This window comes from Rothia sp. BD8 (assembly GCF_044878465.1).
Taxonomy (GTDB): domain Bacteria; phylum Actinomycetota; class Actinomycetes; order Actinomycetales; family Micrococcaceae; genus Rothia; species Rothia kristinae.
Map to the genome: position 1 here is coordinate 18,151 of NZ_JANJES010000007.1, position 26,416 is coordinate 44,566.

The 26,416-nt window shown below is 69.4% G+C and carries 21 protein-coding genes and 1 pseudogene; 10 read left to right on the forward strand and 12 right to left on the reverse strand.

Translation table 11 applies throughout. The annotated features are described in order from the left end of the window. Positions 1–157 precede the first annotated feature (157 nt). The 4 genes from NQ707_RS06880 to NQ707_RS06895 form a co-directional block, all read right to left on the reverse strand. Entirely contained in the window at positions 158–304 is a 147-nt protein-coding gene (locus NQ707_RS06880; protein WP_165590104.1) for a hypothetical protein, read from the reverse strand. Next, on the reverse strand, positions 301–1,596 hold the full coding sequence (locus NQ707_RS06885) for a hypothetical protein (RefSeq protein ID WP_404435208.1): 1,296 nt from the start codon (positions 1,594–1,596) through the stop codon (positions 301–303). Before NQ707_RS06885 ends, NQ707_RS06880 begins: the two co-directional genes overlap by 4 nt. A gap of 635 nt (positions 1,597–2,231) precedes the next feature. Continuing rightward, on the reverse strand, positions 2,232–2,900 hold the full coding sequence (locus tag NQ707_RS06890) for a hypothetical protein (RefSeq protein ID WP_404435210.1): 669 nt from the start codon (positions 2,898–2,900) through the stop codon (positions 2,232–2,234). A 100-nt stretch (positions 2,901–3,000) separates the two neighbouring features. Then, positions 3,001–4,425 (reverse strand): CCA tRNA nucleotidyltransferase, encoded by a 1,425-nt coding sequence (locus NQ707_RS06895; protein WP_404435211.1) that lies wholly within the window; start codon positions 4,423–4,425, stop codon positions 3,001–3,003. 128 nt (positions 4,426–4,553) lie between these two features. Between NQ707_RS06895 and NQ707_RS06900 the strand changes: the two genes are divergently transcribed. The 5 genes from NQ707_RS06900 to trxA all read left to right on the forward strand — a co-directional run bounded on the left by NQ707_RS06900 (position 4,554) and on the right by trxA (position 9,947). Further along, entirely contained in the window at positions 4,554–5,054 is a 501-nt protein-coding gene (locus NQ707_RS06900; protein ID WP_058730484.1) for an NUDIX hydrolase, read from the forward strand. Between the two features lie 52 nt (positions 5,055–5,106). Continuing rightward, positions 5,107–6,741 (forward strand): murein biosynthesis integral membrane protein MurJ, encoded by a 1,635-nt coding sequence (gene murJ, locus NQ707_RS06905; protein WP_404435214.1) that lies wholly within the window; start codon positions 5,107–5,109, stop codon positions 6,739–6,741. 82 nt (positions 6,742–6,823) lie between these two features. Continuing rightward, positions 6,824–8,338 (forward strand): hypothetical protein, encoded by a 1,515-nt coding sequence (locus tag NQ707_RS06910; RefSeq protein WP_404435215.1) that lies wholly within the window; start codon positions 6,824–6,826, stop codon positions 8,336–8,338. Between the two features lie 287 nt (positions 8,339–8,625). Further along, a complete protein-coding gene (gene trxB / locus NQ707_RS06915) occupies positions 8,626–9,594 on the forward strand; it encodes a thioredoxin-disulfide reductase (RefSeq protein WP_058730496.1) in 969 nt (322 codons plus the stop codon). 26 nt (positions 9,595–9,620) lie between these two features. Continuing rightward, positions 9,621–9,947, forward strand: a complete 327-nt coding sequence (gene trxA, locus NQ707_RS06920; protein WP_058730481.1) for a thioredoxin — start codon at positions 9,621–9,623, stop codon at positions 9,945–9,947. A gap of 81 nt (positions 9,948–10,028) precedes the next feature. On the opposite strand, the gene NQ707_RS06925 is transcribed toward trxA, so the two are convergent. From NQ707_RS06925 to rpmH, 8 genes and pseudogenes are all read right to left on the reverse strand, one after another. Beyond that, a complete protein-coding gene (locus NQ707_RS06925) occupies positions 10,029–11,489 on the reverse strand; it encodes a ParB/RepB/Spo0J family partition protein (RefSeq protein WP_331279299.1) in 1,461 nt (486 codons plus the stop codon). 1,684 nt (positions 11,490–13,173) lie between these two features. Continuing rightward, entirely contained in the window at positions 13,174–14,100 is a 927-nt protein-coding gene (locus NQ707_RS06930; RefSeq protein WP_081046270.1) for a ParA family protein, read from the reverse strand. Between the two features lie 606 nt (positions 14,101–14,706). Continuing rightward, positions 14,707–15,327 carry a 16S rRNA (guanine(527)-N(7))-methyltransferase RsmG gene (gene rsmG, locus NQ707_RS06935; RefSeq protein WP_232238537.1) on the reverse strand — a complete coding sequence of 207 codons (621 nt, stop codon included), beginning with the start codon at positions 15,325–15,327 and terminating at the stop codon, positions 14,707–14,709. A 332-nt stretch (positions 15,328–15,659) separates the two neighbouring features. Beyond that, positions 15,660–16,226, reverse strand: a pseudogene (locus tag NQ707_RS06940) (protein jag); the annotation flags it as partial. Positions 16,227–16,317: 91 nt separating this feature from the next. Then, entirely contained in the window at positions 16,318–17,289 is a 972-nt protein-coding gene (yidC, locus tag NQ707_RS06945) for a membrane protein insertase YidC (protein WP_058730477.1), read from the reverse strand. 13 nt (positions 17,290–17,302) lie between these two features. Then, positions 17,303–17,737 carry a membrane protein insertion efficiency factor YidD gene (gene yidD, locus NQ707_RS06950; RefSeq protein ID WP_224799966.1) on the reverse strand — a complete coding sequence of 145 codons (435 nt, stop codon included), beginning with the start codon at positions 17,735–17,737 and terminating at the stop codon, positions 17,303–17,305. After that, a complete protein-coding gene (gene rnpA / locus NQ707_RS06955; RefSeq protein ID WP_058730476.1) occupies positions 17,734–18,081 on the reverse strand; it encodes a ribonuclease P protein component in 348 nt (115 codons plus the stop codon). The genes yidD and rnpA overlap by 4 nt, the downstream gene beginning before the upstream one ends. A gap of 105 nt (positions 18,082–18,186) precedes the next feature. After that, a complete protein-coding gene (gene rpmH, locus NQ707_RS06960) occupies positions 18,187–18,324 on the reverse strand; it encodes a 50S ribosomal protein L34 (protein WP_081046273.1) in 138 nt (45 codons plus the stop codon). A gap of 586 nt (positions 18,325–18,910) precedes the next feature. Between rpmH and dnaA the strand changes: the two genes are divergently transcribed. The 5 genes from dnaA (at position 18,911) to gyrB (ending at position 26,396) form a co-directional block, all read left to right on the forward strand. Beyond that, on the forward strand, positions 18,911–20,644 hold the full coding sequence (gene dnaA / locus NQ707_RS06965) for a chromosomal replication initiator protein DnaA (RefSeq protein ID WP_058730475.1): 1,734 nt from the start codon (positions 18,911–18,913) through the stop codon (positions 20,642–20,644). Positions 20,645–21,127: 483 nt separating this feature from the next. Then, a complete protein-coding gene (gene dnaN / locus NQ707_RS06970) occupies positions 21,128–22,252 on the forward strand; it encodes a DNA polymerase III subunit beta (protein ID WP_058730474.1) in 1,125 nt (374 codons plus the stop codon). A 45-nt stretch (positions 22,253–22,297) separates the two neighbouring features. Continuing rightward, a complete protein-coding gene (gene recF, locus NQ707_RS06975; RefSeq protein ID WP_404435218.1) occupies positions 22,298–23,527 on the forward strand; it encodes a DNA replication/repair protein RecF in 1,230 nt (409 codons plus the stop codon). Beyond that, entirely contained in the window at positions 23,520–24,137 is a 618-nt protein-coding gene (locus tag NQ707_RS06980) for a DUF721 domain-containing protein (protein WP_404435220.1), read from the forward strand. The genes recF and NQ707_RS06980 overlap by 8 nt, the downstream gene beginning before the upstream one ends. Before the next feature lie 231 nt (positions 24,138–24,368). Next, positions 24,369–26,396 (forward strand): DNA topoisomerase (ATP-hydrolyzing) subunit B, encoded by a 2,028-nt coding sequence (gene gyrB / locus NQ707_RS06985; RefSeq protein WP_061225136.1) that lies wholly within the window; start codon positions 24,369–24,371, stop codon positions 26,394–26,396. Positions 26,397–26,416: the final 20 nt, after the last annotated feature.

Genomic DNA, 26,416 nt, shown 5'->3' on the forward strand with positions numbered 1-26,416 from the left:
GAGATCCCGGCCGCTCCCGCAGCACAGCGCGGAAACGGCCGGGATCTCATCCTCAGGGCGGAGGCCGGGGTGGAGCTGGCTCCACCCCGGCGCCGAGCCGGACCCCCTTCCGGCCCCGAGCCGAGCCCGGTCAGGGCCCGGTCAGGGCCGGCGCGGGTCAGTACCCGTTGCTCGAGTGCGAGTCCTGCACCGTGATCTCCTCCGGGGTCACCGTGATCATGAAGGCCCCGGAGAGGGGCGAGGTGGTGCTCTTGTCCTCCCACGGCTCGTCATCGTCGAAGCGGTACTGGTAGGAGAACTTCACCTTCCCACTCTCCGAGGTCCGCACGTACAGCTGCTGCCGGTCTCCAGCTCGTCCACCGGGTCCGAGTCCGTGCTGTTCAGGCCGTCCGTGAGCATGAACGTCGGGTACTCCTCCACGGACCAGCTGGGGTTGCGGTGCTCGTCATCGGCCTCGTAGTAGCTGTTCAGCCTGCACTCGGCGACCTTGAACTCCTTCTTCGCCACGCACGCGTCGATCTTCTCCTTGGCCTTCGCCGCGGCATCCGTCACCGCCTGCTCGGTGAGCCTCTGCCGGAACTCCACCGTGGAGCCGGACAGCTCCGAGGAGGTGTCCTCGTCCGCGGTGACCGTGACCTTCTGGTCATCGCCGTAGGTCAGGTACTTCCCGCCCTTCGGCGCGGCGAAGGTGTACTCCCCGGGCAGCACCGTCAGGCTCAGCGCGTCCGGGTCCTCCTCGAACACGGAGCGGCGGTGGTACCCGGAGGTGGGCGACGGCGAGGCCGACGACGCCGGCACGCTCACCTCATGGCCGTTGACCGTCAGCGTGTCCTGACCGGCCGGCACCGAGACCCGCACCGTCTTGTACAGCCCGGACTGGTCCGGGGCGATCTCCCACTGCCGCAGCCCCAGCACCCCGCCGGCACGCGTGAGCTGCAGCGTGGTGTCCGTGGAGCGCTGATCCTGGGTCACGGAGACGGTGGCCGTGGCGGACTGGCCGTCATCGGCCACCTCCACGTCCTTCACGTCGTACCCGGAGATCCGCTGCCCGGCGTCCTTGTACACGTCCCCGGTCAGCAGCACGCGCTGCGCGGAGGGGACGTTCGGATCGATCAGGTTCGTCGCGGTCTCGGCGTCCCCGTCCACGACGGCGTCGAAGCACTCCTCCACCACGTGCTCGGGGCTGTACACGGTGGCGTTGGCGATGCGCACCCCGGCGAACGCCAGGATCAGCACCAGCACCAGCGCCCCGGCGATGATCCCGGAGATCTTCAGCCGCTTCTTCGCCCTCGGGGACAGCGGCGCGGCCTCGCGCACGGCCGCCGTCTGGGCGGTCTGCTCGGACGGGGACGAGGAAGCCGGCTGCCCGGGTTGCGGGGCGGTGAAGGGACGGGTCTGCTTCGCACCCTCCCCGACGATCGGTGCGGCCTCAGCGCCGGACCGGGCGTCCGCCTGGGCATCGGCCTGAACGGCGGTCTCGGCACCGTTCTCGGCGGCGACCGGCGCGCCGGCTCCGGAACCGGCGGCCCCGGCATCGGCACCTCCGTTCCCGGCGCGCTGGGTGAACAGCACCGGAGCCGGGGCTCCGAACAGCACGGCGCGCGCGACCCTGCGGCACGGCCCGGGCCAGGTGCGGCACCGCATACCGGGCCAGCACCTCCACGACCCCACCCCACAGGGCGAACACCACCGGCGTCCACCACGCCGAGCCCATGGACAGGCGCGCGGAGTAGCCGCTGTAGGCCTGCACGGATATCTCCGCGCTGATCCGGCCGAGCATCAGCGTGACCAGCCCGGCGAGGAAGAACACCAGCGGCATGGCCACCCAGGAGGTCCACCGTCCGAGGCCGGGGCGGCGCCCGGCCCACGCGCAGGCCAGAACCAGGATCCCCACCACCAGGAACAGCCACATCAGCATCGGCCAGGCGGTGGCGACATCCCGGGTGCCGCCGGACCACAGGAACAGCGTCTCCCGAGCGTTGCCGCCGTCGCCGCGGGCCACGGCCGTGACGGCCCCGAGGTGGGTCATGGAGACGAGGTCGACGCCGGCGAAGGTCCCGATCAGCAGCACCGCCAGGAAGGCGGCGAAGGAGCCCTCCTCCACACCGGAGCCGATGGACAGCAGGATCAGACCGAGCACGGACAGCGCACCCAGGTACAGCGCGCTCAGCCGCGCCGCCGGCGCGAGGCCCGGCACCCACTGGTGCACCAGATCGGAGACCCGGGTGGGCTCAGGCCCCAGGGCGGTGCGCCGAGCCCAGACGCCCAGCAGCGTGCCGGAAGACCAGCGGGCAGATCACCAGGCCAGGACTTATCGCCCAGAAGTGCAGACGCACGGTGTAGTCGCCGTCCTCCGTGGCTCGCCCGGCCAGCACCATGGTCAGCACCATCGCGAAGACCGTCAGCAGCCCGGCGGTGACCAGGGAGGAGAGCCACACCTGGTCGGGAGCCACCCGCTCCTGGCGGCGGACCTGGCGGGCCGCCACCAGCCGGGAGCAGATGAACAGCGCCACCGCTCCCACCACGGTGATCATCACCGGCAGGAAGCCGATGGACAGGTGCAGGAGATCCGACCTGGAGTCCACGGCGGTCACGCTCAGGTGCATCCGTCCGCCCAGGGCCATGGAGACCAGTTGCACGGTCAGCGCGACGACGAAGTACACCCCGGTGCCGTTGCGGAGCAGTCCCACCACGTCATCGGCGTCCAGCAGACCTGCCCCACTCAGGGAGCCCGCGGTCTCGGAGCGGATGGCCACCACGATCAGCACGGAGAAGACGACGGCGGCCAGGAGCATCGCCCCGTAGGTGATGCCGGCGGCCCGCGGGTTCTCGTTCCTCTCCGGCTCGCGGGCAGCGCCCGAGGACTCGGAGGGGGTGGGCTGACCGGGGGAATCAGTCATGATGCATCCTCAGAGGTGATGGTTGCGGGTGATGATGCCCACCAAACTATCGGATCGCACGGCGATGCACCTCACCGGCACGCCGCGTGCCGGCGTGGGATCAGGCCCCGCCCTCCGGCTGCTGCGCCCACCACGCCAGCAGGCGGTCCCGGGCCTCCTCCTCGCCCAGACTGCCCTCGTCCAGGCGCAGCTCCAGCAGGAAGCGGTACGCCTTCCCCACCGTGGGCCCCGGGGCGATCCCCAGGATCGCCATGATCTGCTCCCCGTCCAGGTCCGGGCGCATCGCGTCCATCTCCTCCTGGGCCGCCAGCTGCTCGATGCGCCGCTCCAGGTCGTCGTAGGCCCGGCGCAGCCGCCCCGCCTTGCGCTGGTTCCGGGTGGTCACATCCGAGCGGGTCAGCCGGTGCAGGCGCTGCAGCTGATCCCCGGCGTCGCGCACGTACCGGCGCACCGCCGAATCCGTCCACCCCGCATCGCCATATCCGTAGAATCGCATATGCAGCTCCACCAGCCGCGCCACGTTCCGGATCGTCTCGTTGTCGAAGCGCAGGGCCCGCATCCGCTTCTTCACCAGCTTGGCCCCGACGACGTCGTGGTGCCGGAAGCTCACCGCGCCGTCCTCCTCCAGGCACCGGGTGGCGGGCTTGCCGACGTCGTGCATCAGGGCGGCGAAGCGCAGGGTGAAGTCCGGGGCCGGCACGGGACCCTCCGGACCCGTCTCCAGGTCCACGGCCTGCATGAGCACGGTCAGGGAGTGCTCGTACACGTCCTTGTGCTGGTGCGCCTCATCCCGCTGCATCCGCAGCGCGGGCACCTCCGGCAGCACGTGATCGGCCAGGCCCGTGCTCACCAGCAGGTCCACGCCGCGGCGGGGGTTGCGCCCCACCATCAGCTTGACCAGCTCATCGCGCACCCGCTCCGCGGAGACGATGCCGATCCGCTCGGCCATGTCCGTCATCGCCGCGACCACCTCCGGGGCCGGTGCCACGTCCAGGCGGGAGGCGAAGCGCGCCGCGCGCATCATCCGCAGCGGATCGTCCGAGAAGGAGTCCTCCGGGGCGCCCGGGGTGCGCAGGATCCCGGCGTGCAGATCGCGTATGCCGCCGTAGGGATCCACCAGCTCCAGTCCCGGCAGGCGCAGAGCCATGGAGTTGATGGTGAAGTCCCGGCGGAACAGGTCATCCTCCAGCCGCCGCCCGAAGGCCACCGTGGGCTTGCGGGAGTCGGCGTCGTAGGCCTCCGCGCGGTAGGTGGTCACCTCGATCATCGCCTCGCCCTTGCGCAGCCCGATGGTGCCGTACTCCCGGCCGATCTCCCAGTGCGCATCCGCCCAGTCCCCGGCGGTCTGCAGGATCTGGTCCGGGGTGGCGTCGGTGGTGAAGTCCAGGTCCAGGGCCTCAGCACCCAGGAACAGGTCCCGGACGGGCCCGCCGACCAGCGAGAGCTCGTAGCCGCGCTCGGCGAAGATCCGCCCCAGCTCCAGGGCCGCCGGGTGGATCGCAGAGGTGTCGAAGAGGTGTGCCATAGTCCTTCGATCGTGCCAGATCCGCGCCGACGACGACGCCGCGCCCGCCCCGGAGACGCCCGCCGCGGCTCCCGAGACGGGGGGCCGGACCCGGGAGCCGGTCGCGGGTGACTCTGTAAGGTGGACACATGAGCTTTCCAGTACCGCGGGCGCCGAAGAGACGGGTGCTCCTGCCCGTCTCGGCCACGCCCACGGTGGAGGAGGTCTCCGCCGGGGGCCTCGTCGTGGATCTGGAGACGCCGGGCCAGCCCGTGGCGATCATCGCCCGCCTCAACCGCGGCGGGCGCGTCGAATGGTGTCTGCCCAAGGGCCACCCGGAGGGCCAGGAGACCAACGCCCAGGCCGCGCGCCGGGAGATCGAGGAGGAGACCGGGGTGGCCGGGGAGATCCTGGCGGGCTTGGGCTCCATCGACTACTGGTTCTCCGTCTCCGGGCACCGGGTGCACAAGACCGTGCACCACTTCCTCCTGCAGGCCACCGGCGGGTACCTGACCACGGAGAAGGATCCGGACCACGAGGCGATCGACGTCGCCTGGGTGGGCATCGACGACCTCGGGCGCAAGCTCTCCTTCCCGAACGAGCGCCGCATCGCGGACATCGCCCGGGAGTACCTCATCCACCAGCTCTGACGGGCCCGGCCGCCGCGTCGACACGGAATATCACGGACAGGGAATACCTCCTATGGCAACCACCGGTGCGCGCTCGAGCGCCATCATGGCCGCCGGGACGCTGGTCTCGCGCATCCTCGGCTTCCTCAAGACCATGCTGCTGGCCGTCGCCATCGGCGGTGCGACCAACGTCGGAGACGTCTTCGCCCTGGCCAACACCCTGCCCAACCAGATCTACGTGCTGGTGGCCGCGGGCGTGTTCAACGCCGTGCTGGTCCCCCAGGTCATCAAGGCCTCCAAGCATCCCGACGGCGGCGCGGACTACATCTCCCGGCTGCTCTCCCTCGCGGTGATCGGCCTGTTCGCGGTCACCGGACTCGTGGTCCTGCTGGCCCGACCCATCATCTCCGTGATGGCCTCCGGGTGGTCCGAGCAGCAGATCGACCTCGGGGTGACCTTCGCCCTCTGGTGCTTCCCGCAGATCTTCTTCTACGGGCTCTACACGGTGGTCGGCCAGATCCTCAACGCCCGCGGCGCCTTCGGGGCGTATATGTGGGCGCCGGCCCTGAACAACGTCGTCGCGATCGGGGCGCTGCTGGTGTTCGTGTGGCTGTTCGGCACGCAGCAGTCCGCCCAGCACACCCCGGAGAGCTGGACCTCCCAGCAGACCTTCTGGCTGGCCGGGATGGCCACCGTGGGCGTCGCGCTGCAGGCCCTCATCCTGTTCATTCCGCTCAAGGCATTGAAGATCGGCCTGGGGATCAAGCTGGGCTGGCGCGGGATCGGGCTGCGCACCGCCGGGCGCCTGGCCAGCTGGACGCTGGCCACCGGCGTCATCGCCAACCTCGCGTTCCTCTACGTCGCCCACCTGGCCACCACCCCCGCCGGGTTCCGCGCGGACTACGACGTGCCGATCGCCGGGAACAACGCCCTGGACAACTCGACCATGCTCTACCAGCTGCCGCACGGGGTGATCGGGCTGTCCGTGGCCACGGTGCTGTTCAACCAGATGTCCCGCTCCGCCGCGGAGGAGGACCGGGACACCCTCATCGCGACCCTCTCCCGCGGCCTGCGGATCACGTGCGTGGCCACGATCTTCTGCGCCGTGGCCCTGGTGGTCTTCGCTGGGCCCATCGGCGTGCTGTTCGGCGGCGGCGGCCCGGTGGCCGGGGCGGTGGTCGGGCAGGTCATCACGGTGATCGCCCTGGGGGGTCCGTTCCTGACCACGTCCTTCATGATGGGGCGGATGTTCTACGCCCACGAGGACGCCAAGACCCCGCTGATCAACCAGGCGATCTGCGCGGCGTACCTGATCATCGGAGGATTCCTCATCAAGCATATTCAGCCGGATCACATCGTCTTCGGCTTGGCCGGTCTGTATGCCGGTCAGAACATCCTCGCGACCCTGCTGTACCACCGCAGCCTGCGCCACTGGCTGGGGGACTACGACGTCGCGAACATCATGACCACCCACCTGCGGGTCACCGTGGCTGCCCTGCTGGCCGGGATCGGCGGCTTCGCGGTGCTCACGCTGCTGGGCGGCTCGGACTTCTCCGGGTTCGCCTGGAGCAACCAGATCACCTCCCTGATCACGATCGCCGCGGGAGGGACCCTCATGGGGGTGCTGTACCTGGGGGCGCTGAAGCTGCTGCACGTGCGGGAGCTGGACGGCATGGTCCGCATGGTGCGCACCCGACTGGGCCGGTAATCCCCGCCACACCCCGGTAGGATCGTGGGCAGCGGTCCGCACCGGGCCCGGAAGAACCCTCGCAAGGAGAGCTGGAGGACTCGTGACGCAGGCTATCGAGCTGGGCACCGTGCTGGGCGGTCGCTACAAGGTGACGGCGCAGGTGCTGACCACGGCCGCGCGCGACCAGGTCCTGGAGGGCCGGGATCAGGTGCTGGGCCGGCAGGTGTCCATCCTAGCCGCGGGCCCCCAGCACGCCGAGCTGCTCATCGACAACGCCCGCTCCCTGGCCTCGGGGCCGCGCTCCAGGTCCCTGCAGATCCTGGACCTCGGCCAGTCCGAGGACACCACCTACCTCATCACCTCCCACACCGACTCGGAGGAGCTGCTGGACCTCCTGCTGCCCGGAGGCGCGGACCCGGATGACGGCGGAGAGGCCCTCGGCTCCGAGATCTTCGGCACCGAAGATGCCCCGGCGGGCGCGGAGGACGGCTACGAGGCCGTCACCGGCCCGGTCGACGAGTCTCGAGCCGAGGAGCGGGAGCAGGACGGTCCGGCCGTGACCCGCTGGACCGACGCGGATTACGAGTCCTTCGGCGAGGAGCCGCCCGCCCAGCGCTCCGGGCGCTCCAGCCGCTCCGGAGGCACCCTGTTCGATCGCGCCGCCTCCGATGCGGCCGGCGGCGCCGCGGCGTCGGCCGCCTCTCGGCGCGCCGCGGACGCCGGCTACGACGGCAGCGGCGTCGGGGACGCCGACGATGACCGGGCCTACGACTACCGGTACGACGAGGCGGAGCCCGCCTACGCCGGGCCGACCTCCCCGGATCCCGCCACCGGAACCTATCCCGGGGCCGAGACCGTCGCCGATGAGGACCCCGAGGACGAGGATCTCTACCCGGACGATGAGGAGGAGTACGACGACGAACCGCGCCGCCGCGGCCCCGGCGGGGGCCTGTGGATCACGACGCTGGTGGTGATCCTGCTGCTGGCCGGACTGGTCTTCTTCGGCTTCACCCGGCTGGGAGCGATGGTCTCCTCGATCGGCGGCGGCTCCTCCTCTGCTCCTGCGTCTTCAGCTTCCTCCGGGGGCTCCGAGGCCTCCGGGACCGGCAGCTCCTCCGCGTCGGCCTCCGCCTCGCCCACCGAGGACGACGGCGCCGAGCCGCGCGCCGTCTCCGCGCAGCGGATCGTGCCGGGCAACGTCTCGTTCATGGCGGATCAGGACGGAACCCTGTCCCAGGTGGTGGATGGGAACCCGTCCACCGTGTGGACCAGCTACGGCTTCTCCTCGGCGCAGTTCGGCTCCCTGATCTCCGGCTTCGGCATCGCCGTCCAGCTGCAGGATCCGGCGAAGGTCAGCCAGGTGACGGTGGATCAGCAGGGCGGGACCGGCGGGTCCTTCACCGTCTACACCAGCGATTCCCCGTCCCTGGACGGCGCCACGGAGGCCGGGAAGGGCACCTTCGACGCCGCGCAGACCACGGTGCGCCTGAACGAACAGGCCTCTTCGAAGACCGCCCGGTACGTGATCGTCTTCGTGGATTCCGCTCCGCGGCTGTCCCAGCCGATCGGCGGGTACCCCTACGGGCTGCGTCTGGGGGAGATCTCGGTCCGGTGAGGCGCTGTGCGCCCGGCGGTCCGGTGAGGCACGGCTGGCCAGGTGGCCCGGTGAGGCGCTGTGGCCCCGGGCCCGTCGCGCGGAATATCCCTCCCCGGTCCCCGGTTCCACCCTGTAGAAGCACCGGGGCGTCTTGCGAGGCGCCTCCTCCCGCCCGAGCGCGTCGGCCTGGCATCCCGCGGGCCGCAGGAAAGGTCCCCCAGCACGTGAACGAGAACGTCTTCGCCGCGGGTTCCCCCGTGATCTCTCTGAACCAGCAGCCCGCCGCCGAGGGCCGTGACGACGCCGTGCCGTCGTCGGCCGCGGAGGCCATCGCGCCGTCCGCGGAGGACTCAGTGCACGACGTCGCCATCATCGGCTCCGGGCCGGCCGGGTACACGGCCGCGATCTACACGGCCCGCGCCAACCTCAAGCCCATCGTGTTCGCCAGCTCGGTGGCGGCCGGCGGGGACCTGATGACCACCACGGAGGTCGAGAACTTCCCCGGCTTCGTGGATGGCATCCAGGGGCCCGAGCTGATGTCCACGATGCAGCAGCAGGCGGAGCGCTTCGGGGCGGATATCCGCTACGAGGATGTGGAGTCCGTGGAGCTGGCCGGCGAGCTGAAGAGGATCACGGTCGCGGACGGGTCCGTGCACTGGGCCAAGGCCGTGATCGTCTCCACCGGGTCGGAGTACCGGAAGCTCGGCCTCGAGGATGAGGCGCGCCTGTCCGGGCACGGCGTCAGCTGGTGCGCAACCTGTGACGGGTTCTTCTTCAAGGAGAAGCCGATCGCCGTCGTCGGGGGCGGGGATTCCGCCCTGGAGGAGGCGCTGTTCCTGACCACCTTCGCCTCCTCGGTGACCATCATCCATCGGCGCGATTCCATGCGGGCCTCGGAGATCATGCAGCGCCGGGCCCTGGAGCACCCGAAGATCACCTTCGTGTGGGACTCCGAGGTGGTGGGCATCGAGGGTGCCGCGCAGACGGAGGCCCTGCAGGTGCGCAACGTGAAGTCCGGGCTGACGCAGCGCCTGGAGGTCAGCGGCCTGTTCGTGGCCATCGGCTCGGACCCCCGCACGGAGCTGGTCAAGGACCAGCTGGAGCTGACCGCCGAGGGCACGATCGCCGTGCAGGGCCGCTCCTCCAAGACCAGCCTCCCCGGGGTGTTCGCCGCCGGGGACGTCATCGACCCCACCTACCGCCAGGCGATCACCGCGGCCGGCTCCGGCTGTGTGGCCGCCATCGACGTCCAGCATTACCTGGAAACCCTGTAACACCCTTCCCACCGAAAGGAGCTGTCATGAGCAGCGCCAGAGCAGTCACCGATGCGTCCTTCCAGGAAGACGTTCTGAACAGCGATCGCCCGGTCATCGTGGATTTTTGGGCCGAGTGGTGCGGCCCGTGCCGGATGGTCGGCCCCGTCCTCGATCAGATCGCCGAGGAGCACGCGGAGAAGGTCGACGTCGTGAAGCTCAACGTGGATGAGAACAGCGAGACCGCCGCGAAGTACGGCATCACCTCCATCCCCGCGATCTACGTGTTCAAGGGCGGCGAGGTGGCCAAGACGAGCGTGGGTGCCAAGCCCAAGGCCGTCCTGGAGAAGGAGTTCGCCGAGTTCCTCGGCTGATCTCCCCCGCCTGACGCGCCTCCCATCCGACGACGAGGCCCGCATGTTTCACGTGAAACATGCGGGCCTCGTGCTGTGTCGTCAGCCGCGCTCGATCTCCGGATCCAGCACGCTGATGATGCGGTTGAGATCGTCCACCGAGGCGAACTCGATGGTCATCTTCCCCTTGCGGGCCCCCAGGGCGATCTTGACGCTGGTGTCGAGCTTGTCCGCAAACGCGTCGGCGATGTAGTCGAACCTCTCATGATGCCGAGGGGCCGACGGCCGGCGCTTCTTCTTCTCCGGACCGGCGGCCGCCCCGGACTGGATGATCTCCTCGACGGAGCGCACTGATAGTCCCTCCGCCACGATGCGCTGTGCGAGCCTCTCCATGGCGGCGGGGTCCGACAGCGCCAGCAGGGCGCGGGCGTGCCCGGACGAGAGCACTCCCGCCGCAACCCGACGCTGTACCAGGGCGGGCAGACGCAGCAGGCGAATGGTGTTGCTGATCTGCGGGCGCGACCGGCCGATCCGGCGTGCCAGCTCCTCCTGGGTGGTCCCGAATTCGTGGAGCAGCTGCTGGTACGCCGCCGCCTCCTCCAACGGATTCAACTGGCTGCGGTGGAGATTCTCCAGAAGAGCATCACGAAGCAGGTCGATGTCCTGCGTCTCGCGGATAATCGCCGGGATCCGGTCCAGCCCGGCCTCCTGGCTGGCTCGCCAGCGCCGCTCACCCATGACCAGCTCGTACTTCTCCGGGCCGTCCTCCTGGCTGGGGCGGATCACGATCGGCTGGAGCACCCCGATCTCCCGAATCGAGTGCACCAACTCGGCCATGTCATCGGGGTCGAACTCCTGGCGCGGCTGCTTCCGGTTCGGGTGGATGTCCCGGACGGGGATCTCTCCGAACAGCGCCCCGGGGACGGGCACCAGGTCCTGATCCGTCTCGGACACGGGTGCGTCCGCAGAACCGGTCCGAGTCCTCGTGGTCCGCTGCTCGCCCTCCTCTGTGCCGGAGCGGTCAGACTTTGAGGCCTGGGCAGAGTCATGTGTCGATGCGGAGGCGGAGACGGGCATGGAGGATCGATCGTCCGGGCGACGGTTGGTCGAGGAGGTGCCAGCGCTGGATTCCGCCGTTTCACGTGAAACAGTCGCGTTGCTCGACGAGGAGCTCCCCCGTTCACCGGTCCCCGCCTCGGCGGTTCGCGGATCCTCGCTCTTCGTTTCCTGGGCGGCGGCGCTCGGCTCGAAGAAGAAATCAACCGGTCGCCGGCCCGCACCGCTCTTGCGAAGGGCGGCGCCCATATCGGCGCGCCCAGCGGATCGCCCGCTCTTCTTCGCAGAACGACTTGTAGAGGCTTTCTTCTGGGGCTTCTCCGGAGCGTTGTCGGTCTGTTCGCCGTTCTTCGCCCCGCTCGCCGAGGTCGCAGCGGAAGCCTTCTTGGCGGCCGACCGCCCGCTCGTCCCTCGACCGCCACTCTTCGCGCCGACCTTTCCGCTCGCTCCAGCGGAGGTCGAGGCCGTTCCCTGTCCGCTCGGCGATGCAGCCTGGTTGTCGGCCACGGAAGAGCCTCCACCGCTCGACGCCTCAGCCCTCGATGTTTCACGTGAAACGGTCGGGCCGTTCGCACTCGATCGGCCCGACGAGCCTGACGTCGACCTTCCGGCCGGGGTACGCCGACGTCCCGCCTGGACCTTCGTCTCCGCCCCAGCATCACCGGTATGACCGGCAGCAGCCGATGAATCGACGGATGTCGTCGGTTCCTCTTCGGGTGAGCTCGGTATGAGAGCCCCCAGTCCGCGCCCCAATCCACGTCGTCTCTCTGCCATGTCCCTCGACCTTCCCACTCGACACTCGTCGCTCCGATTCTACTGGGCCTCGGTGTCATCGAACCGTCCTCCTCCACAGGAATCGACCTCCCACCGCGGGCCATTCGCTCGAACCGGGGCCGGATCGTGTGAATGTACGGCATCCACTGCAGGCTCACCTTCATCGCATGGGTCAGAACCGCCCATCCTCAGTGCCACCGATTCCCAAACCGGCGTGTTGACTCCACCCTCCCCACTGGGGCGCCGAGACCATCTGCCCGGAGGACGCCGGGTTCCCTTCAACGGGAGCACACGGACAGGGGCAGACAATCCGGGCTGCTGCCGGTCGACAGGGCAATATTGGCCGGACGGGTGAAGACCACCTCCTGGACGCTCATCGTGAAGGCAGTAGACAGCGACAGATGGGTCGGGATGGGGGGCCAGACACGTGAAAGCTCTTGTGCCAAGCTGTCCCCCTTCGGAGCGGATCCCCTCAAGTCCGCGTGGAGAGCAGCAGATGGACACCCGAACATAACGACTCACGGCAGAGGTCTCCTGCGCCCTTCGATCTGACCAGCCCTAGGGGCGGACGACACCTGCGCAGCACAGCCGAGCCCCACGCGTTCCCATGGCGAACGTCGAAGGTGCCACGTACTCCTCCGTTTCACGTGAAACGGGCGCTGGATTGGGCGAAAGCGCCTACGCTCCAACTCCGGCAGGGCGCGACTGATCTATGGGTCCGGTACGCAGGGACGTCCGCGCCTCTCCACGGAGAGTGCTTCTCACATCCCTGAGGATGTACCGAGCGAGCCCACGATAGAGGTCTATCCCTCGGGTCGTGTGCCGAATTCTTGCGTCCCCGATCACGATGGCGTTAGGTGTTGGGTCAGTCGCGGACTACCGGGAGATGTGGTCCAGACCCAAGGTTTCGGGGATCCAGACGCTCGGCTTCCCGGCTTCCCGGCTTCCCGGCTTCCCGGCTTCCCGGCTTCCCGGTCATGATGATCGTCTGTGCGCGCGTGTTTCACGTGAAACATGACGTGAACTTGCTGGACGCTCCGCCCTCGACTCGGACAGGATGCCGTCGCCTTGGGTAGTCCCCCGGGGGTCTGGTGACTCTCTCAGCACCGCCGGTGTGCCCGATCCGGGCGCATCAGGCCCTCCTCCCCCTGGACGGGATTTGGAAGGTCAGACTCTGCGACCATCCGGCTCGCGCAACCCCACGAGGACTGCCTTCCGCATTGGCCGTTGGCAAACAATAACGGAGATCAATCGTTTCGGATCTATCAAGGGGACAGCTGAACCTGAACGTTCGAAGGTGCTGCCGCTCCCGGACCGGTAATGCCCTCCATCCACCGCCCGGACCTCCGCACGGACCAAGCATGTTTCACGTGAAACACATGGAGCAGCGGGCCGCCGCCTCGCCCTCCGTCGTCTCCTAGAGGTGGCGGGCGCGATGCTGCCCGGGGGCAGCATCCACGTCGGCCCGCTGCGCGATCTCGACGGCCGCCTCCAGGTAGGACAGGGCGCCGGTCGAATGGGGATCATAGGTGAGGACGGTCTGCTGATAGCTCGGCGCCTCGGAGATCCGCACCGACCGCGGGATCATCGCTTCCAGGGTCTGCTGCGGGAAGTGGTCTCGCACCTCCTGGGCCACCTGAGAGGACAGATTGGTGCGGCCGTCGTACATGGTCAGCAGGATCGTGCTGACCTCGAGTCCGGGGTTGAGGTGCTTCTTCACCATGTCGATGTTCTTGAGCAGCTGGCTCAGCCCCTCCAAGGCGTAGTACTCGCACTGGATGGGGATCAGGACCTCACGCGCGGCCACGAAGGCGTTGATGGTCAGCAGCCCGAGGGACGGCGGGCAATCGATGAACACGTAATCCAACCGCGGGAGGTCGTTGACGGCAAGATACTTGGCGTAATCGCCGAGAGCCCGGCTCAGCCGCTGCTCCCGAGCCACCAGAGAGACCAGTTCGATCTCGGCCCCGGCCAGGTCGATGTTCGAGGGCAAGCAGTACAGATTCTCCACATCCGGGCAGGGGCGCACGGCCTCCTGCATCGGGGTGTCCTCGATGAGCACATCGTAGGTGGAGACGATGTCCGTCCCGTGCTCGATATTCAGCGCTGTGGAGGCATTGCCCTGCGGATCGATGTCGATCACCAGCGTCTGCAGGCCGCGCTCAGCCAGGGCGGCCGCGAGGTTCACGGCCGTGCTGGTCTTCCCGACCCCGCCCTTCTGGTTGCTGATCGTGAAGATCCGCGTCTCCGCAGGGGGCTGCACCTGCTGTTGGTTGAGCTTCTTCCAGCGCTTCTTCTCGTTCATGAGCTCTCTCGCTACAGGCGACTGTACGGCCTCCGCCATCGCGGCGGACTCCACGGACGATGTTTCACGTGAAACACGACGGCCGACGTCGGGGTGGATCGGGGTCGGGAGGTCCCGGGGTTGCGGCGGCAGTGCATCCCCGAAGACACCCTTCAGACGGTGGGAAGGTGGGGGAGAGGTCATGGCGTCCGCAGACCTCCTCCTCGTCCAGAGTCGCACCGCGGCCGTTCCGGGTGATCACGTCTCGTCCCAGCGTACCCGGCTAATGGATGCCCCGGCGGCGGAGTCCACAGGCATACGCAGTCTCCGGCACCGCCGCCCCTGGCGACCCCGCTCCACACGGACTACACCCACGCGGAGTACCCACGCCGACTGAACCCACACACAGCCTCCACCACCGCCTGCGGACACCGCAGACACTGGCAGACGCTGCGTCGGGGAAGACCGAACACAACCTGTCGCGGATGTGCGAGACGGCGTGAGGCGAGGCGCAGACGCCCGCACCGCGCAGCCTCACAGAGCCACAGCCTCACAGCCTCGCGAACCCACAAGCCTCAGCGACTCAGCACAGCACAATGCCAGAGGCGCATCACAGCGCCCCAGCCTCACCACCCCGGAGACCCACAGCCCGGGAGACACGGAGCCTCAGAGGCTGACGCGCACCACCGTCGTCGGCTCGCTGAGCAGCCGATCCCCGACGGTGAGGATCTCGGTCTCGCGGGCGCCGTACTTGGAGAGCTTCTTGCGCGCCTTGCGCACCTCTTCCTCGGCGGAGCGGCCCTTCAGGGCCAGCAGCTGCCCCGTGCCCCGCAGGATCGGCAGGGTGATGTCCAGGAGACCACCCAAGGCCGAGACGGCGCGCGCGGTGACGATGTCCGCCTCGACCTCGCCGACGATCTGCTCGCCCCGGCCGCGCAGGATGCGCACCGAATCCCCCAGCTCCAGGTCCCGCACCACCTCGTCCAACCAGATCACGCGCCGCTCCAGCGGCTCCACGAGAGTCAGGGACAGATCCGGTCGGGCCAGAGCCAGGCACAGCCCCGGGAGGCCCGCTCCGGAGCCCACATCCACCACGGAGACGCCCTGGGGGATCAGCTCCTGGACCACCGCGCAGTTCAGAACGTGACGGACCCACAGCCGCGGAACCTCCCGGGGGCCGATCAGGCCTCGCTCGATCCCGCTGTCCGACAGATGACCCACGTAGCGGCGGGCGAGATCCAGGCGTTCACCGAAGACCTCCTCGGCCGCCCGCAGCTCCTCGCCCACAGGCTCCGGAGCCTGCGCCGGCGACGCGGCGGTCCCGGCACCCCGAGAGCCGGCGTCGGCGTGGGAACCCCGCGTCCCAGCGCCGCCACCCTGAGGCGCGACGTCAGCGCCCCGGGAATCCGAGGCAGCATCACGCGCGGCGGATCCGGTGTGCGGGCGGCTCATGCCGGCTCCTCACCCGGTGCCGTGAAGTCCACGGTCACCTCCGCCGGATCCGGGTGCTGGGGCACAGCCCCCGGCGCACCAGGCACACCGCCAGTCGCACCGCCAGCGGCGTCGGCGGCATCAGCACCGGCGACCGACGCCGCATCCTCGGCGGCCTCCCGGGGGCCGGTCACCACGATGTGGCGCTTCGGCCCCTCGCCCTCCGAGGCAGAGAGGAAGCCCAGCTCGGCGACGAAGTCGTGCACCAGTTTGCGCTCATAGGGGCTCAGGGGCTGCAGGTGGCGGTCCTTCCCGGACTCGCGCACCGAAGCCACGGCCTCCTCGGCGAGGCGGCGCAGCTCGCCCTTGCGCCGCTCCCGATGCCCCGCGATGTCCAGGATCAGCCGAGACCGGTTGCCGGTGGCCGCCAGCACCGACAGCCGCACCAGCTCCTGCAGGGCGTCCAGCACCTCGCCGTGCTTGCCCACCAGCATCTTCAGGTCCTCGGCCTGCTCGCCCTCGGCCACCACCGAGAGGAAAGTGCGGTTCTGGTGCACCTCGATCTCGATGTCGCCGTCCAGGTCCGCGATGTCCAGCAGCTCCTCGAGGTAGTCGGCGGCGATCTCGCTCTCCTCCTCGCGCAGCGCCGCCTCCTCAGTGCTGGATTCTGAGGCCGCGGCCTCCGCGGCGCTGGCGTGTGCGGTTTCCGCGGCGTCGTCGTCGCGGCGCTGGTCGGTGGGCTGCTGTGCTGACATCAGATGCTCCTTGCTCCATCCGTGCGGTCGGTGCGCTCGAGGGCCGCGGGAGGGCGCTCCGAACCCGTGGTCGCGCCCATCCCGCCGCGGATCACTTCCGCTTCTTCTTCTGGCGCTGCTTGCTCACGGGCTGACGGCGCTGCCCGGCCTGGGCCTTCACCCGCTGGGCCTCCAGCTCGGCTTCGTGCTCCTCCTTGGTCTTGCCCACGGGGGGAAGGCCCTTGGCGGCCCGGCGCTCGTTGAGCTCGCGCTCGGCCTGAGAGCCCGGCGTCGGGTTGTTGCGGATGACCCACCACTGCTGGCCCATGGACCAGAAGTTGGAGACGGTCCAGTACACGAGCACACCGAGAGGGAAGTTGATGCCGCCGACGGCGAAGATGATCGGGAACAGGTACAGCATCATCTGCTGCTGCCGATACATGGGCGATTCCTTGGCCTGGTCGCTCATGTTCCGGGAGGTCAGCTGACGCTGGGTGAAGAACTGGGTCGCGCTCATCAGCACGATCATGAGGATCGCGAGCACGACGGTGGCCGTGTGGTTGCCATGGCCGGGCTGCATGAGCGTGGAGAACAGCGGCGCCCCGAGGATCGTGGCGTCGTTGAACTGGTGCACCATATCCGCGGGCAGCACCAGCAGATTGGATCCCGACGACGCCGCCGCCGGCACCCCGCGCAGCACCTGCAGGAGGCCGAAGAAGATCGGCATCTGCACGAGGATCGGCAGACAGGAGGACAGCGGGTTGGAGCCGGTCTTCTTGTACAGCGCCATCTGCTCCTGCGCCATCGCCTGGCGGGAGAGCTGATCCTTCTTGCCCTTGTACTTGGCCTGGATCTTGGCCATCTCCGGCTGCAGCTCCTGCATGCCGCGCATGGACTTGATCTGCTTGACGAACAGCGGGATGGTCAGGGTCCGCATCACCAGGGTCATGAAGACGATGGCGAGCACCCACGTCCACCCGGAGGCGGCGTCCATGCCGATCGCGGTGAACACCGTGTGGAAGAACCACAGGATCGCGGAGACGATCCACTTGAAGGGCCACAGGATGAGGTCGAAGAGGTTCATCGGGGATTGACTCCTAGCCCCGCGGTTCCACGGGGGTGTCATGTGCGTGCGCGCAGCGCGGATGGTTCAGCAGCAGGATCTGGGGGGCGCGTCCCGGCGCGAAGGTCCGGGGGCCGACGGGCACCGGGTCCAGGCCGCCGGAGGCCCAGGGATGGCACCGCAGCAATCGTCTCACGGTCAGGCCCAGTCCCCGCACCGCGCCGTGCACAGTGAAGGCCTCCAGCGCGTACGCCGAGCACGTCGGGAAGTACCGGCACACCTCCCCGTACAGGGGCGAGATGATCCTGCGGTACAGGCGCAGCAGGCCGATGGCGAGGTTCTGCGGCAGCGTCCACAGCGCCTGCCCGACGCCGCGGACGCGCACGTACTCCGTCGGCGCCCGCTCCAGCAGTTGCTGGGGCTCCATCGCGGCCTCGAGGGTTCTTCCGGCGTCCTGGTCGGGGCTCATGCGGCGAGCTTCCGCCGGGCGGCGATCAGGGCCGCCCGGTAGTCCGCGCCGAGGCGGCTCCAATCCGCCTCGGCCGAGGCCGGCAGGGCGCGGACCACCAGGTGCAGTCCGCGAGGGGTCTCGGCGATCGACTCGGCGGCGAGCTCGCGCAGCCGCCGCTTGACCCGGTTGCGCACGACGGCGTTGCCCACCGCCTTGGACACGATGAAGCCGACGAGGGTCGGCTCCTGCGGTGCGCAGGGGTGGGCGTAGACGACGACGTTCCGGCGCCCGCTACGGGCGCCGGAACGCGTGGCTGCTGAGAATTGGACCGACGTCCGCATCCGGTGCTGCTGGGCCAGCACTGAGCGGCTCCTTCGAAGACGTGCCGGGGTGCGGGTGCCTCCGCGCGGGATCATCTCCCGGGCGCGGCGGGACAGCGCCTCAGTCCCCGACGACGGGGGTGCGGCTCAGGCGGAGAGGTTCGCGCGGCCCTTGGACCGGCGGTGGGCCAGGATGGCGCGGCCGGCGCGGGTGCGCATCCGCAGACGGAAGCCGTGCTTCTTGGCACGACGGCGGTTATTCGGCTGAAAAGTCCGCTTGCTCACGGTGGGTACTCCATTGACGTCGATTCGGGCGCTGCCCGCGCTGGTGGATCCGACGGGGATCCGCAGGGGCGACGCGTGGGGCGATGCGATCCGCGCGGCGTGCAGGGCCGCGCACCGGGTCTCCTCGAACCGCCGATGGGCTGCGGGGCAGCCCGGGTTGGAGGGTCGGTGGGCACACTGACGGCACACGGACGACTGATCGAGTATAAGAGGGAGGCGGTGGGGCGGTCAAGCCCTGCGCGGCGCACCGATGTCGTCAGACGAGGTGCATCCCGCTTCCCCAGGGTGTGCATCCACCGACCATCCCAGTCTGTGGATAAACCCCAGAGAAGTTCCCACCATCCCCAGCCCCGAGAAGACGCGGAACTACAGTCCTGTGATTACCGGAAGCGGCCGACTGCGGCGGATTCCCGCGGTCGGGATGCTCTAGGCTGGCAGGAGCCGCCTCTCGTTATCCACAGAGCAGGCGGGTGTGTACAACCTTGTGGACAGACCGGGGAGAACCGGTGGAGGACCGCGCCCGACCCGCCGGCGCGAACGCCTCCAGCGCCCTCGATCCGTCCCGTCGCCGACTTCGAGGAGCACCGTGAGCGTTCAGGGCAACGAGCAGATCCAGACGCGCTGGGAGGCGTGCATCGCGGACCTGCAGAACAACCCCGACCTGACCCGCCGGGTCAAGGGCTCCCTGGACAAGGCGCAGCCGCAGGGGCTGTTCGGCACCACCCTGATCATCGCGGTGCCCAACGAGTACACCCGCGACGTCTTCCAGCGGGAGCTGAACGTCGCCTTCAAGGAGGCGCTGAACCGCGCCTTCCCCGAGGACATGGGCATCACCGAGGCCTTCGTCATCGACCCGGAGCTGGAGACGCCGGTGCCCGGCCGGGCCCAGGCCACCGCCTCACCCCAGCAGCGGCGCACACCCCGCACCGACGCCGCCCCGACGCGCAGAGCCGGCGGGACCGGGCGGCCCACCGCCGGGGGCGAGCCTCCCGCCGATCACCCCCAGGCGGATCACACCCGGCACGCGAGCTCGGAGCAGGGGCCCGGCCTGCCGCCCATCAGCGAGCTGGAGGCCGAGCGCGGCCACGTGGGCACCGTCCCCTCCCCGCTGCACGTGCCCGGGGCCGGGCAGGAGCCGGCCTCCCTGACCGGGTCCCGCCCGACGTCGGCCCCGGCCGGCTCCCCGGAGTCCGAGGCCCCGCGCCCCGAGGTGGTCACCCCCGGCCAGGACATTCCCCAGATGGCATCCAACACCGCGCCGAACGACGCGGAGTGGGAGTCCAGCGCCCGGCTGAACAGCAAGTACGTCTTCGACACCTTCGTCATCGGGCAGTCCAACCGCTTCGCCCACGCCGCGGCCCTGGCCGTCTCCGAGATGCCGGCTAAGTCATATAACCCGCTGTTCATCTACGGGGATTCCGGGCTGGGCAAGACCCACCTGCTGCACGCCATCGGGCACTACACCAAGCGGATGTTCCCGCACATGCGGGTGCGGTATGTGAACTCGGAGGAGTTCACCAACGACTTCATCAACTCCATCCGCGACGACGAGGGCTCCAGCTTCAAGCAGATCTACCGCAACGTGGACCTGCTGCTGATCGACGACATCCAGTTCCTCGCGGGCAAGGAGCACACGCAGGAGGAGTTCTTCCACACCTTCAACGCCCTGCACAACCACCAGAAGCAGGTGGTCATCACCTCGGATCTGCCGCCCAAGCAGCTGACCGGCTTCGCCGAGCGGATGCGCTCCCGGTTCGAGTGGGGCCTGATCACGGATGTGCAGCCGCCGGAGTTGGAGACGCGGATCGCGATCCTGCGCAAGAAGTCTCAGAGCGAGAACCTGGACGCCCCGGACGAGGTCATGGAGTACATCGCCTCCAACATCACCACCAACATCCGGGAGCTGGAGGGCGCGCTGATCCGGGTGACGGCCTACGCCTCCCTGAACAAACAGGCCGTGGACCTGCCGCTGGCGGAGCTGGTGCTCAAGGACCTCATCACGGATGAAGGCGTCTCCGAGATCACCGCCTCCACGATCCTCGGGCAGACCGCGGCGTACTTCGAGGTGTCGCTGGAGGAGCTGCGCAGCAAGTCCCGCAATCGCACACTGGTCACCGCGCGGCAGATCGCCATGTACCTGCTGCGCGAGCTCACGGACATGTCCCTGCCCAAGATCGGCCAGGAGCTGGGGGGCCGGGACCACACCACCGTGATGCACGCGGAGCGGAAGATCCGCAAGCTCATGGCCGAGCGGCGCAACATCTTCAACCAGGTCACCGAGCTGACCAACCGCATCAAGCAGCAGCACCGCGAGGGCTGAGGCCCGGTCCGGGGCCCGCCCGAGCTCATCCACCGTTTCCACAGGGTGATCCGGGCCCTGTTATTAACAGCTGTGGACAGAGCTGTGGACAACCCCGCTCGGACTGTGGAGCTTAAGGGGATGCACCGCCCGCAGGCTGTGGATCCCGCATCAGGCCGGTCTCGCGGCTCCACATGCCGGCAGGATCCGTCCCCGACGACGACCACAGGTTGCCCACACCCGCGATCCGCGAGCCGGCAGGGATCCGGGCGTTTTTCCACAGAATCCACACGGGTTGTTAATACTCCCGATCCTTTAAGAGATCATCCCCGACAACGAACCTCCCGGACCCTCGAGCCTGCCGGCAGGGCCGGGATCCGGCCGTGACCGGCCGCCCGGCCTGTGGAATTCCAAGAATCCCCGAGGTCCGGCTCCGGTAAGCTGGCCCCAGATCCGATCCCCTCGTACCCCGCGCGCTGCGCGCGGAAGAAGGACAGCGCCACCGTGAGATTCTCAGTCGACCGCGACGTACTGGCCGAGGCCGTCACCTGGACGGCCCGCTCCCTGTCCCCCCGCCCCCCGGTGCCGGTGCTCTCCGGGCTGCTGATCACCGCCCAGGGCGGGGAGGTCTCCATCGCGAGCTTCGACTACGAGACCTCCGCCAAGCTGTCCATCGCCGCCGAGGTCATCGAGGAGGGTCAGACCCTCGTCTCCGGGCGGCTGCTGGCGGACATCTGCCGCTCCCTGCCCTCCGCCCCGGTCGCCGTCGAGACGCGGGATTCCAAGGTGTACCTGACCTGCCGCTCCGCGAAGTTCAACCTCGCGTCCATGCCCGTCTCGGACTACCCCGAGCTGCCCGGGCTGCCGGAGGTCTCCGGCACCGTGGACGGCGCGGCCTTCGCCCACGCGGTCTCCCAGGTGATCATCGCCGCCAGCAAGGACGACACCCTGCCCATCCTCACCGGGGTCCGCATGGAGATCGACGGACCGAACATGACGCTGCTGGCCACGGACCGCTACCGGCTGGCCATGCGCGAGCTGATCTGGGAGCCCGCGGACCAGGGGCTGCAGACCGCCGCCCTGATCAAGGCCCGCACCCTCAACGAGGTCGCCAAGACCCTGGGTGGGGCCGGGCAGCTGTCCATCGCCCTGTCCGGATCCCACGAGCTCATCGGCTTCGAATCCGGCGGGCGGCGCACCACCAGCCTCCTGGTGGACGGGGAGTACCCCAAGATCCGTTCGCTCTTCCCTGATCAGACCCCCATCCACGCCGTCGTACGCACCGGGGAGCTGGTGGAGGCCGTGCGGCGCGTCTCCCTGGTGGCCGAGCGCAACACCCCTGTGCGCCTGGCGTTCGTGCAGGGCCAGCTGACCCTGGACGCCGGGACCGGGGAGGACGCCCAGGCCAACGAGGTCATCGAGGCCCAGCTGGAGGGCGAGGACATCACCGTGGCCTTCAACCCCGTGTACCTGTCCGAGGGGCTGGGCGCGATCGGCGGGGACTACGTCCGCTTCTCCTTCACCACCCCGCCCAAGCCGGCGGTGCTCTCCCCGCAGGAGAGCCCGGAGGCGGAGGAGGATCGGCGCTACCGGTACCTGCTGATGCCGGTGCGCCTGCCGCAGCAGTAGCGCCCGCGCGCAGCGGATCAGAGCAGGAAAGGAGGAGCCGGCCCGGTGCACATCGACCACCTCTCGCTGATGGACTTCCGCACCTACCGGTTCCTGGATCTGGCCCTGACGCCGGGGCTGACCGTGCTGGTGGGGCGCAACGGCGTCGGGAAGACCAACATCGTCGAGGCCGTGGACTACTGCGCCGAGCTGGCCTCCCACCGGGTCAGCGCCGATGCCCCGCTGGTGCGGGTGGGTGCCGAGCGCGCCTACATCCGGGCCCGGGTGGTGCGCGGCGGCCAGCAGACCGTCATGGAGCTGGAAATCACCCCCGGCAAGGCCAACCGGGTACGGCTGAACCGCGCCGCGCCCGTGCGGGTGCGCGAGGCCCTGGGGATCTGCCGCACCGTCCTGTTCTCCCCGGAGGACCTGGCCCTGATCAAGGGCGAACCCGCGCTGCGTCGTCGCTTCCTGGACGATCTGGCGGTCTCCCTGCGCCCGGTGGTCGCCGGATACTGGGCGGACTATGAGAAGGTGCTGCGCCAGCGCAACGCCCTGCTGAAGTCCCTGCGCCGCTCGGGACGCACCGGACCGGAGGAGCGGGCCACGCTGGAGGTGTGGAACGGGCAGCTGGTCAACCTCGGCGCCCGGATCCTGCACGCCCGCTTCCAGGTCCTGGCGGCCCTGCTGCCGGAGGCCGACCGGGCGTACGGGCAGCTGACCGACGGCGGCAAGGAGCTGGCCTTCCGCTACGAGTCCCTCACCCTGGGCGCCCGGCCGCGGGAGGACGTCGCCGCCCTGGCCGCGCTGAGCCCGGCCCGGCTCGGGCAGATGCTGGCCAGCGCGCTGGAGGAGAAGGCCCAGGATGAGATCGAGCGGGGGATGAGCCTGGTGGGGCCGCACCGGGACGAGGTGCAGCTGATGCTCGGCGGGATCCCGGCGCGCGGCTACGCCTCCCACGGGGAGACGTGGTCCTACGCCCTGGCCCTGCGCCTGGGCTCCTGGTACGTGCACCGGGCCGACGACGACGCCCCCGGCGCCTCCCCGATCCTCATCCTGGACGACGTCTTCGCGGAGCTGGACGCGGTGCGCCGTTCCCGGCTGGCGCGGATCGTCTCCGCGGCGGAGCAGGTGCTGGTGACCTGTGCGGTCGAGGAGGATCTGCCGCGGGAGCTGCCCGGGCGGCGTCGGGTGCTGCAGGTCAGCCCCGGCGAGGTGCACCCGGTGGACTCCGACGCCGGCGCCCCTGACGCCGCGCCGGAGGAGCCGGAGGGCCCGGGGGCGCCGGGTGCCTGAGCGGGGCGAGGAGGTGCGCCGGGAGCTGGAGCGGAACGAGATCGACGCCCCGGCCTCCCTGCTGCAGCGCCTGCGCGAGGCGGCCGTGGCCCGGGGCGAGGGGAGGGTCACCGGGGGTGCCGCGCGCCGGATCATCAAGGACTTCGGCGCCGTCGTCTCCGCGGCGCCGGGGCAGTCCCGCAGGCGGCGCTGGCGCGAGGAGGGCTGGGATCCGCGCGTGCTCGGCGGGTACACCGGGCCGGGGAAGTCCTCGCGGGACCCGCAGGGGGTCGGCCCCGTGATGGCGCACATGATCGCCGCGCGCGGGTGGAAGGAGCCGGTGGCGGTGGGCAGCGTGCTCTCCCGCTGGGAGGAGCTGGTGGGTCCTTCGATCGCCGCGCACGCCAGCCCGGAGAGCTATGAGAACAGCGAGGTCACGATCCGCTGCGACTCCACCAACTACGCGACCTACCTGCGCACCATGCAGGGGCAGCTGCTGAGCACCTTCGAACGGGAGCTGGGCCCGGGCATCGTCACCCGGGTCACCGTGCGGGGGCCCGCCGCGCCCTCCTGGCGGAAGGGCCGTCGAGTGGCCCCGGGTGGTCGGGGCCCGCGGGACACCTACGGCTGAGCGCCCGCTGCCGTCCCGAACCCCCGGTCACGGGGGATCCCCCAGCCAGACGGGGTCAGGACGACTCAGCCGCCTTCTGTGCCCGATGACGGGGCAGATGCCACCTCGGGAAGCTCCTCAGTGGGCGGAATCGGCGGTGCGCCCGGGGCTCGGTCCGCTAGAATCGAGGGAAGACTGAATGATGGGCGTCCGCACCCGCGACGCCCGGACCCAAGGAGCTTGATTCCCCCAGTGGCATCCGCAGAGCAGCACGAATACGGCGCGAACGAGATCACGGTCCTGGAAGGGCTGGAGGCGGTCCGCAAGCGCCCGGGCATGTACATCGGCTCCACCGGTGAGCGCGGCCTGCACCACCTGGTCTACGAGGTCGTGGACAACTCCGTGGACGAGGCCCTGGCCGGGTACGCGGACCACATCGAGATCACGATCCTCGCCGACGGCGGGGTGAAGGTCGTGGACAACGGCCGCGGCATCCCGGTGGACATCCACCCCACCGAGGGCCGGCCCACCGTCGAGGTGGTCATGACCGTGCTGCACGCCGGCGGCAAGTTCGGCGGCGGCGGGTACGCGGTCTCCGGCGGTCTGCACGGCGTCGGCATCTCCGTGGTCAACGCCCTGTCCACCCGCGTGGAGACCACCGTGCGCCGCCAGGGCTACGAGTGGACCATGGCCTTCGCCGACGGCGGGGTGCCCCAGGGGGAGCTGGTCCGGGGCCGGGAGACCACCGCGACCGGCACCACCCAGGTCTTCCACCCGGACCCGGAGATCTTCGAGACGGTGGAGTTCGACTACGAGACCCTGCGCGCCCGCTTCCAGCAGATGGCCTTCCTGAACAAGGGACTGCGCATCACGCTCACGGATGAGCGCACCGCGGTGGACTTCGAGGACCATGTGGCGGAGGAGAAGAAGCCCAAGGAGCTCAAGCTCAACACGGAGACCACCACCGCGGAGGGCCACCGCACCGTGGTCTACCAGTACGACCGCGGGCTGCTGGACTACGTGCAGTTCCTCAACGCCAGCCAGAAGTCCCCGGTGATCCACGAGGACGTCATCGCCTTCGACGTCGAGGACACCGAGCGGATGCTCTCCCTGGAGCTGGCGATGCAGTGGACGGAGGCCTACCGGGAGTCCGTGCACACCTACGCCAACACCATCAACACCCACGAGGGCGGCACCCACGAGGAGGGCTTCCGCGCGGCCCTGACCACGCTGGTCAACCGCTACGCCCGGGACAACCGGCTGCTGCGGGACAAGGACGACAACCTCACCGGCGATGACATCCGCGAGGGCCTGACCGCGGTGATCTCGGTGAAGATCGCCGAGCCGCAGTTCGAGGGCCAGACCAAGACCAAGCTGGGCAACTCCGAGGTCAAGGCCTTCGTGCAGCGGGAGGTCTCGGATCAGCTGGGCGACTGGTTCGAGCGCAACCCCAACGAGGCCAAGGCCATCGTGCGCCGGGCCATCACGGCCGCGCAGGCGCGGGTGGCCGCGCGCAAGGCCCGGGAGACCACCCGGCGCAAGGGCCTGCTGGAGTCCGGCGGGATGCCGGGCAAGCTGAAGGACTGCTCCTCCAAGGATCCGACGATCTCGGAGATCTACATCGTGGAGGGCGACTCCGCGGGCGGCTCGGCCGTGCAGGGCCGGGATCCGGAGCGCCAGGCGATCCTGCCGCTGCGGGGGAAGATCCTCAACGTGGAGCGGGCCCGCCTAGATCGGGCGCTGTCCAACGCCGAGGTCCAGTCCATGATCACCGCCTTCGGCGCCGGCATCGGCGAGGAGTTCAAGGTGGAGAAGGCCCGGTACCACAAGATCGTGCTGATGGCCGACGCCGATGTGGACGGCCAGCACATCACCACCCTGCTGCTGACCCTGCTGTTCCGGTTCATGCGCCCGCTGATCGAGGCCGGGTACGTGTACCTGGCGCAGCCGCCGCTGTACCGGATCAAGTGGTCCAACGCTGCGGACGACTACGTCTACTCGGATGCTGAGCGGGACGAGGTGGTGGCCCGGGGCCTGGCCAACAACCAGCGCCTGCCCAAGGAGAACGGGATCCAGCGGTACAAGGGCCTGGGGGAGATGTCCTACACCGAGCTGTGGGAGACCACCATGGACCCCGAGCACCGCACCCTGCTGCAGGTCACGATGGATGACGCCGCCGCGGCGGACCAGGTGTTCTCGGTGCTGATGGGCGAGGACGTGGAGTCCCGCCGCGAGTTCATCCAGAAGAACGCGAAGGACATCCGCTTCCTCGACATCTGATCGCATGCCGCCCGGATCAT

Excerpts from the sequence above, each read along its gene's own strand:
- NQ707_RS06900 (WP_058730484.1), top strand. The coding sequence starts at position 4,554 with ATGAGCTTTCCAGTACCGCGGGCGCCGAAGAGACGGGTGCTCCTGCCC.
- yidD (WP_224799966.1), bottom strand. The coding sequence starts at position 17,737 with ATGAGCCCCGACCAGGACGCCGGAAGAACCCTCGAGGCCGCGATGGAG.
- murJ (WP_404435214.1), top strand. The coding sequence starts at position 5,107 with ATGGCAACCACCGGTGCGCGCTCGAGCGCCATCATGGCCGCCGGGACG.
- NQ707_RS06895 (WP_404435211.1), bottom strand. The coding sequence starts at position 4,425 with ATGGCACACCTCTTCGACACCTCTGCGATCCACCCGGCGGCCCTGGAG.
- NQ707_RS06890 (WP_404435210.1), bottom strand. The coding sequence starts at position 2,900 with ATGACTGATTCCCCCGGTCAGCCCACCCCCTCCGAGTCCTCGGGCGCT.
- NQ707_RS06930 (WP_081046270.1), bottom strand. The coding sequence starts at position 14,100 with ATGGCGGAGGCCGTACAGTCGCCTGTAGCGAGAGAGCTCATGAACGAG.
- yidC (WP_058730477.1), bottom strand. The coding sequence starts at position 17,289 with ATGAACCTCTTCGACCTCATCCTGTGGCCCTTCAAGTGGATCGTCTCC.
- trxA (WP_058730481.1), top strand. The coding sequence starts at position 9,621 with ATGAGCAGCGCCAGAGCAGTCACCGATGCGTCCTTCCAGGAAGACGTT.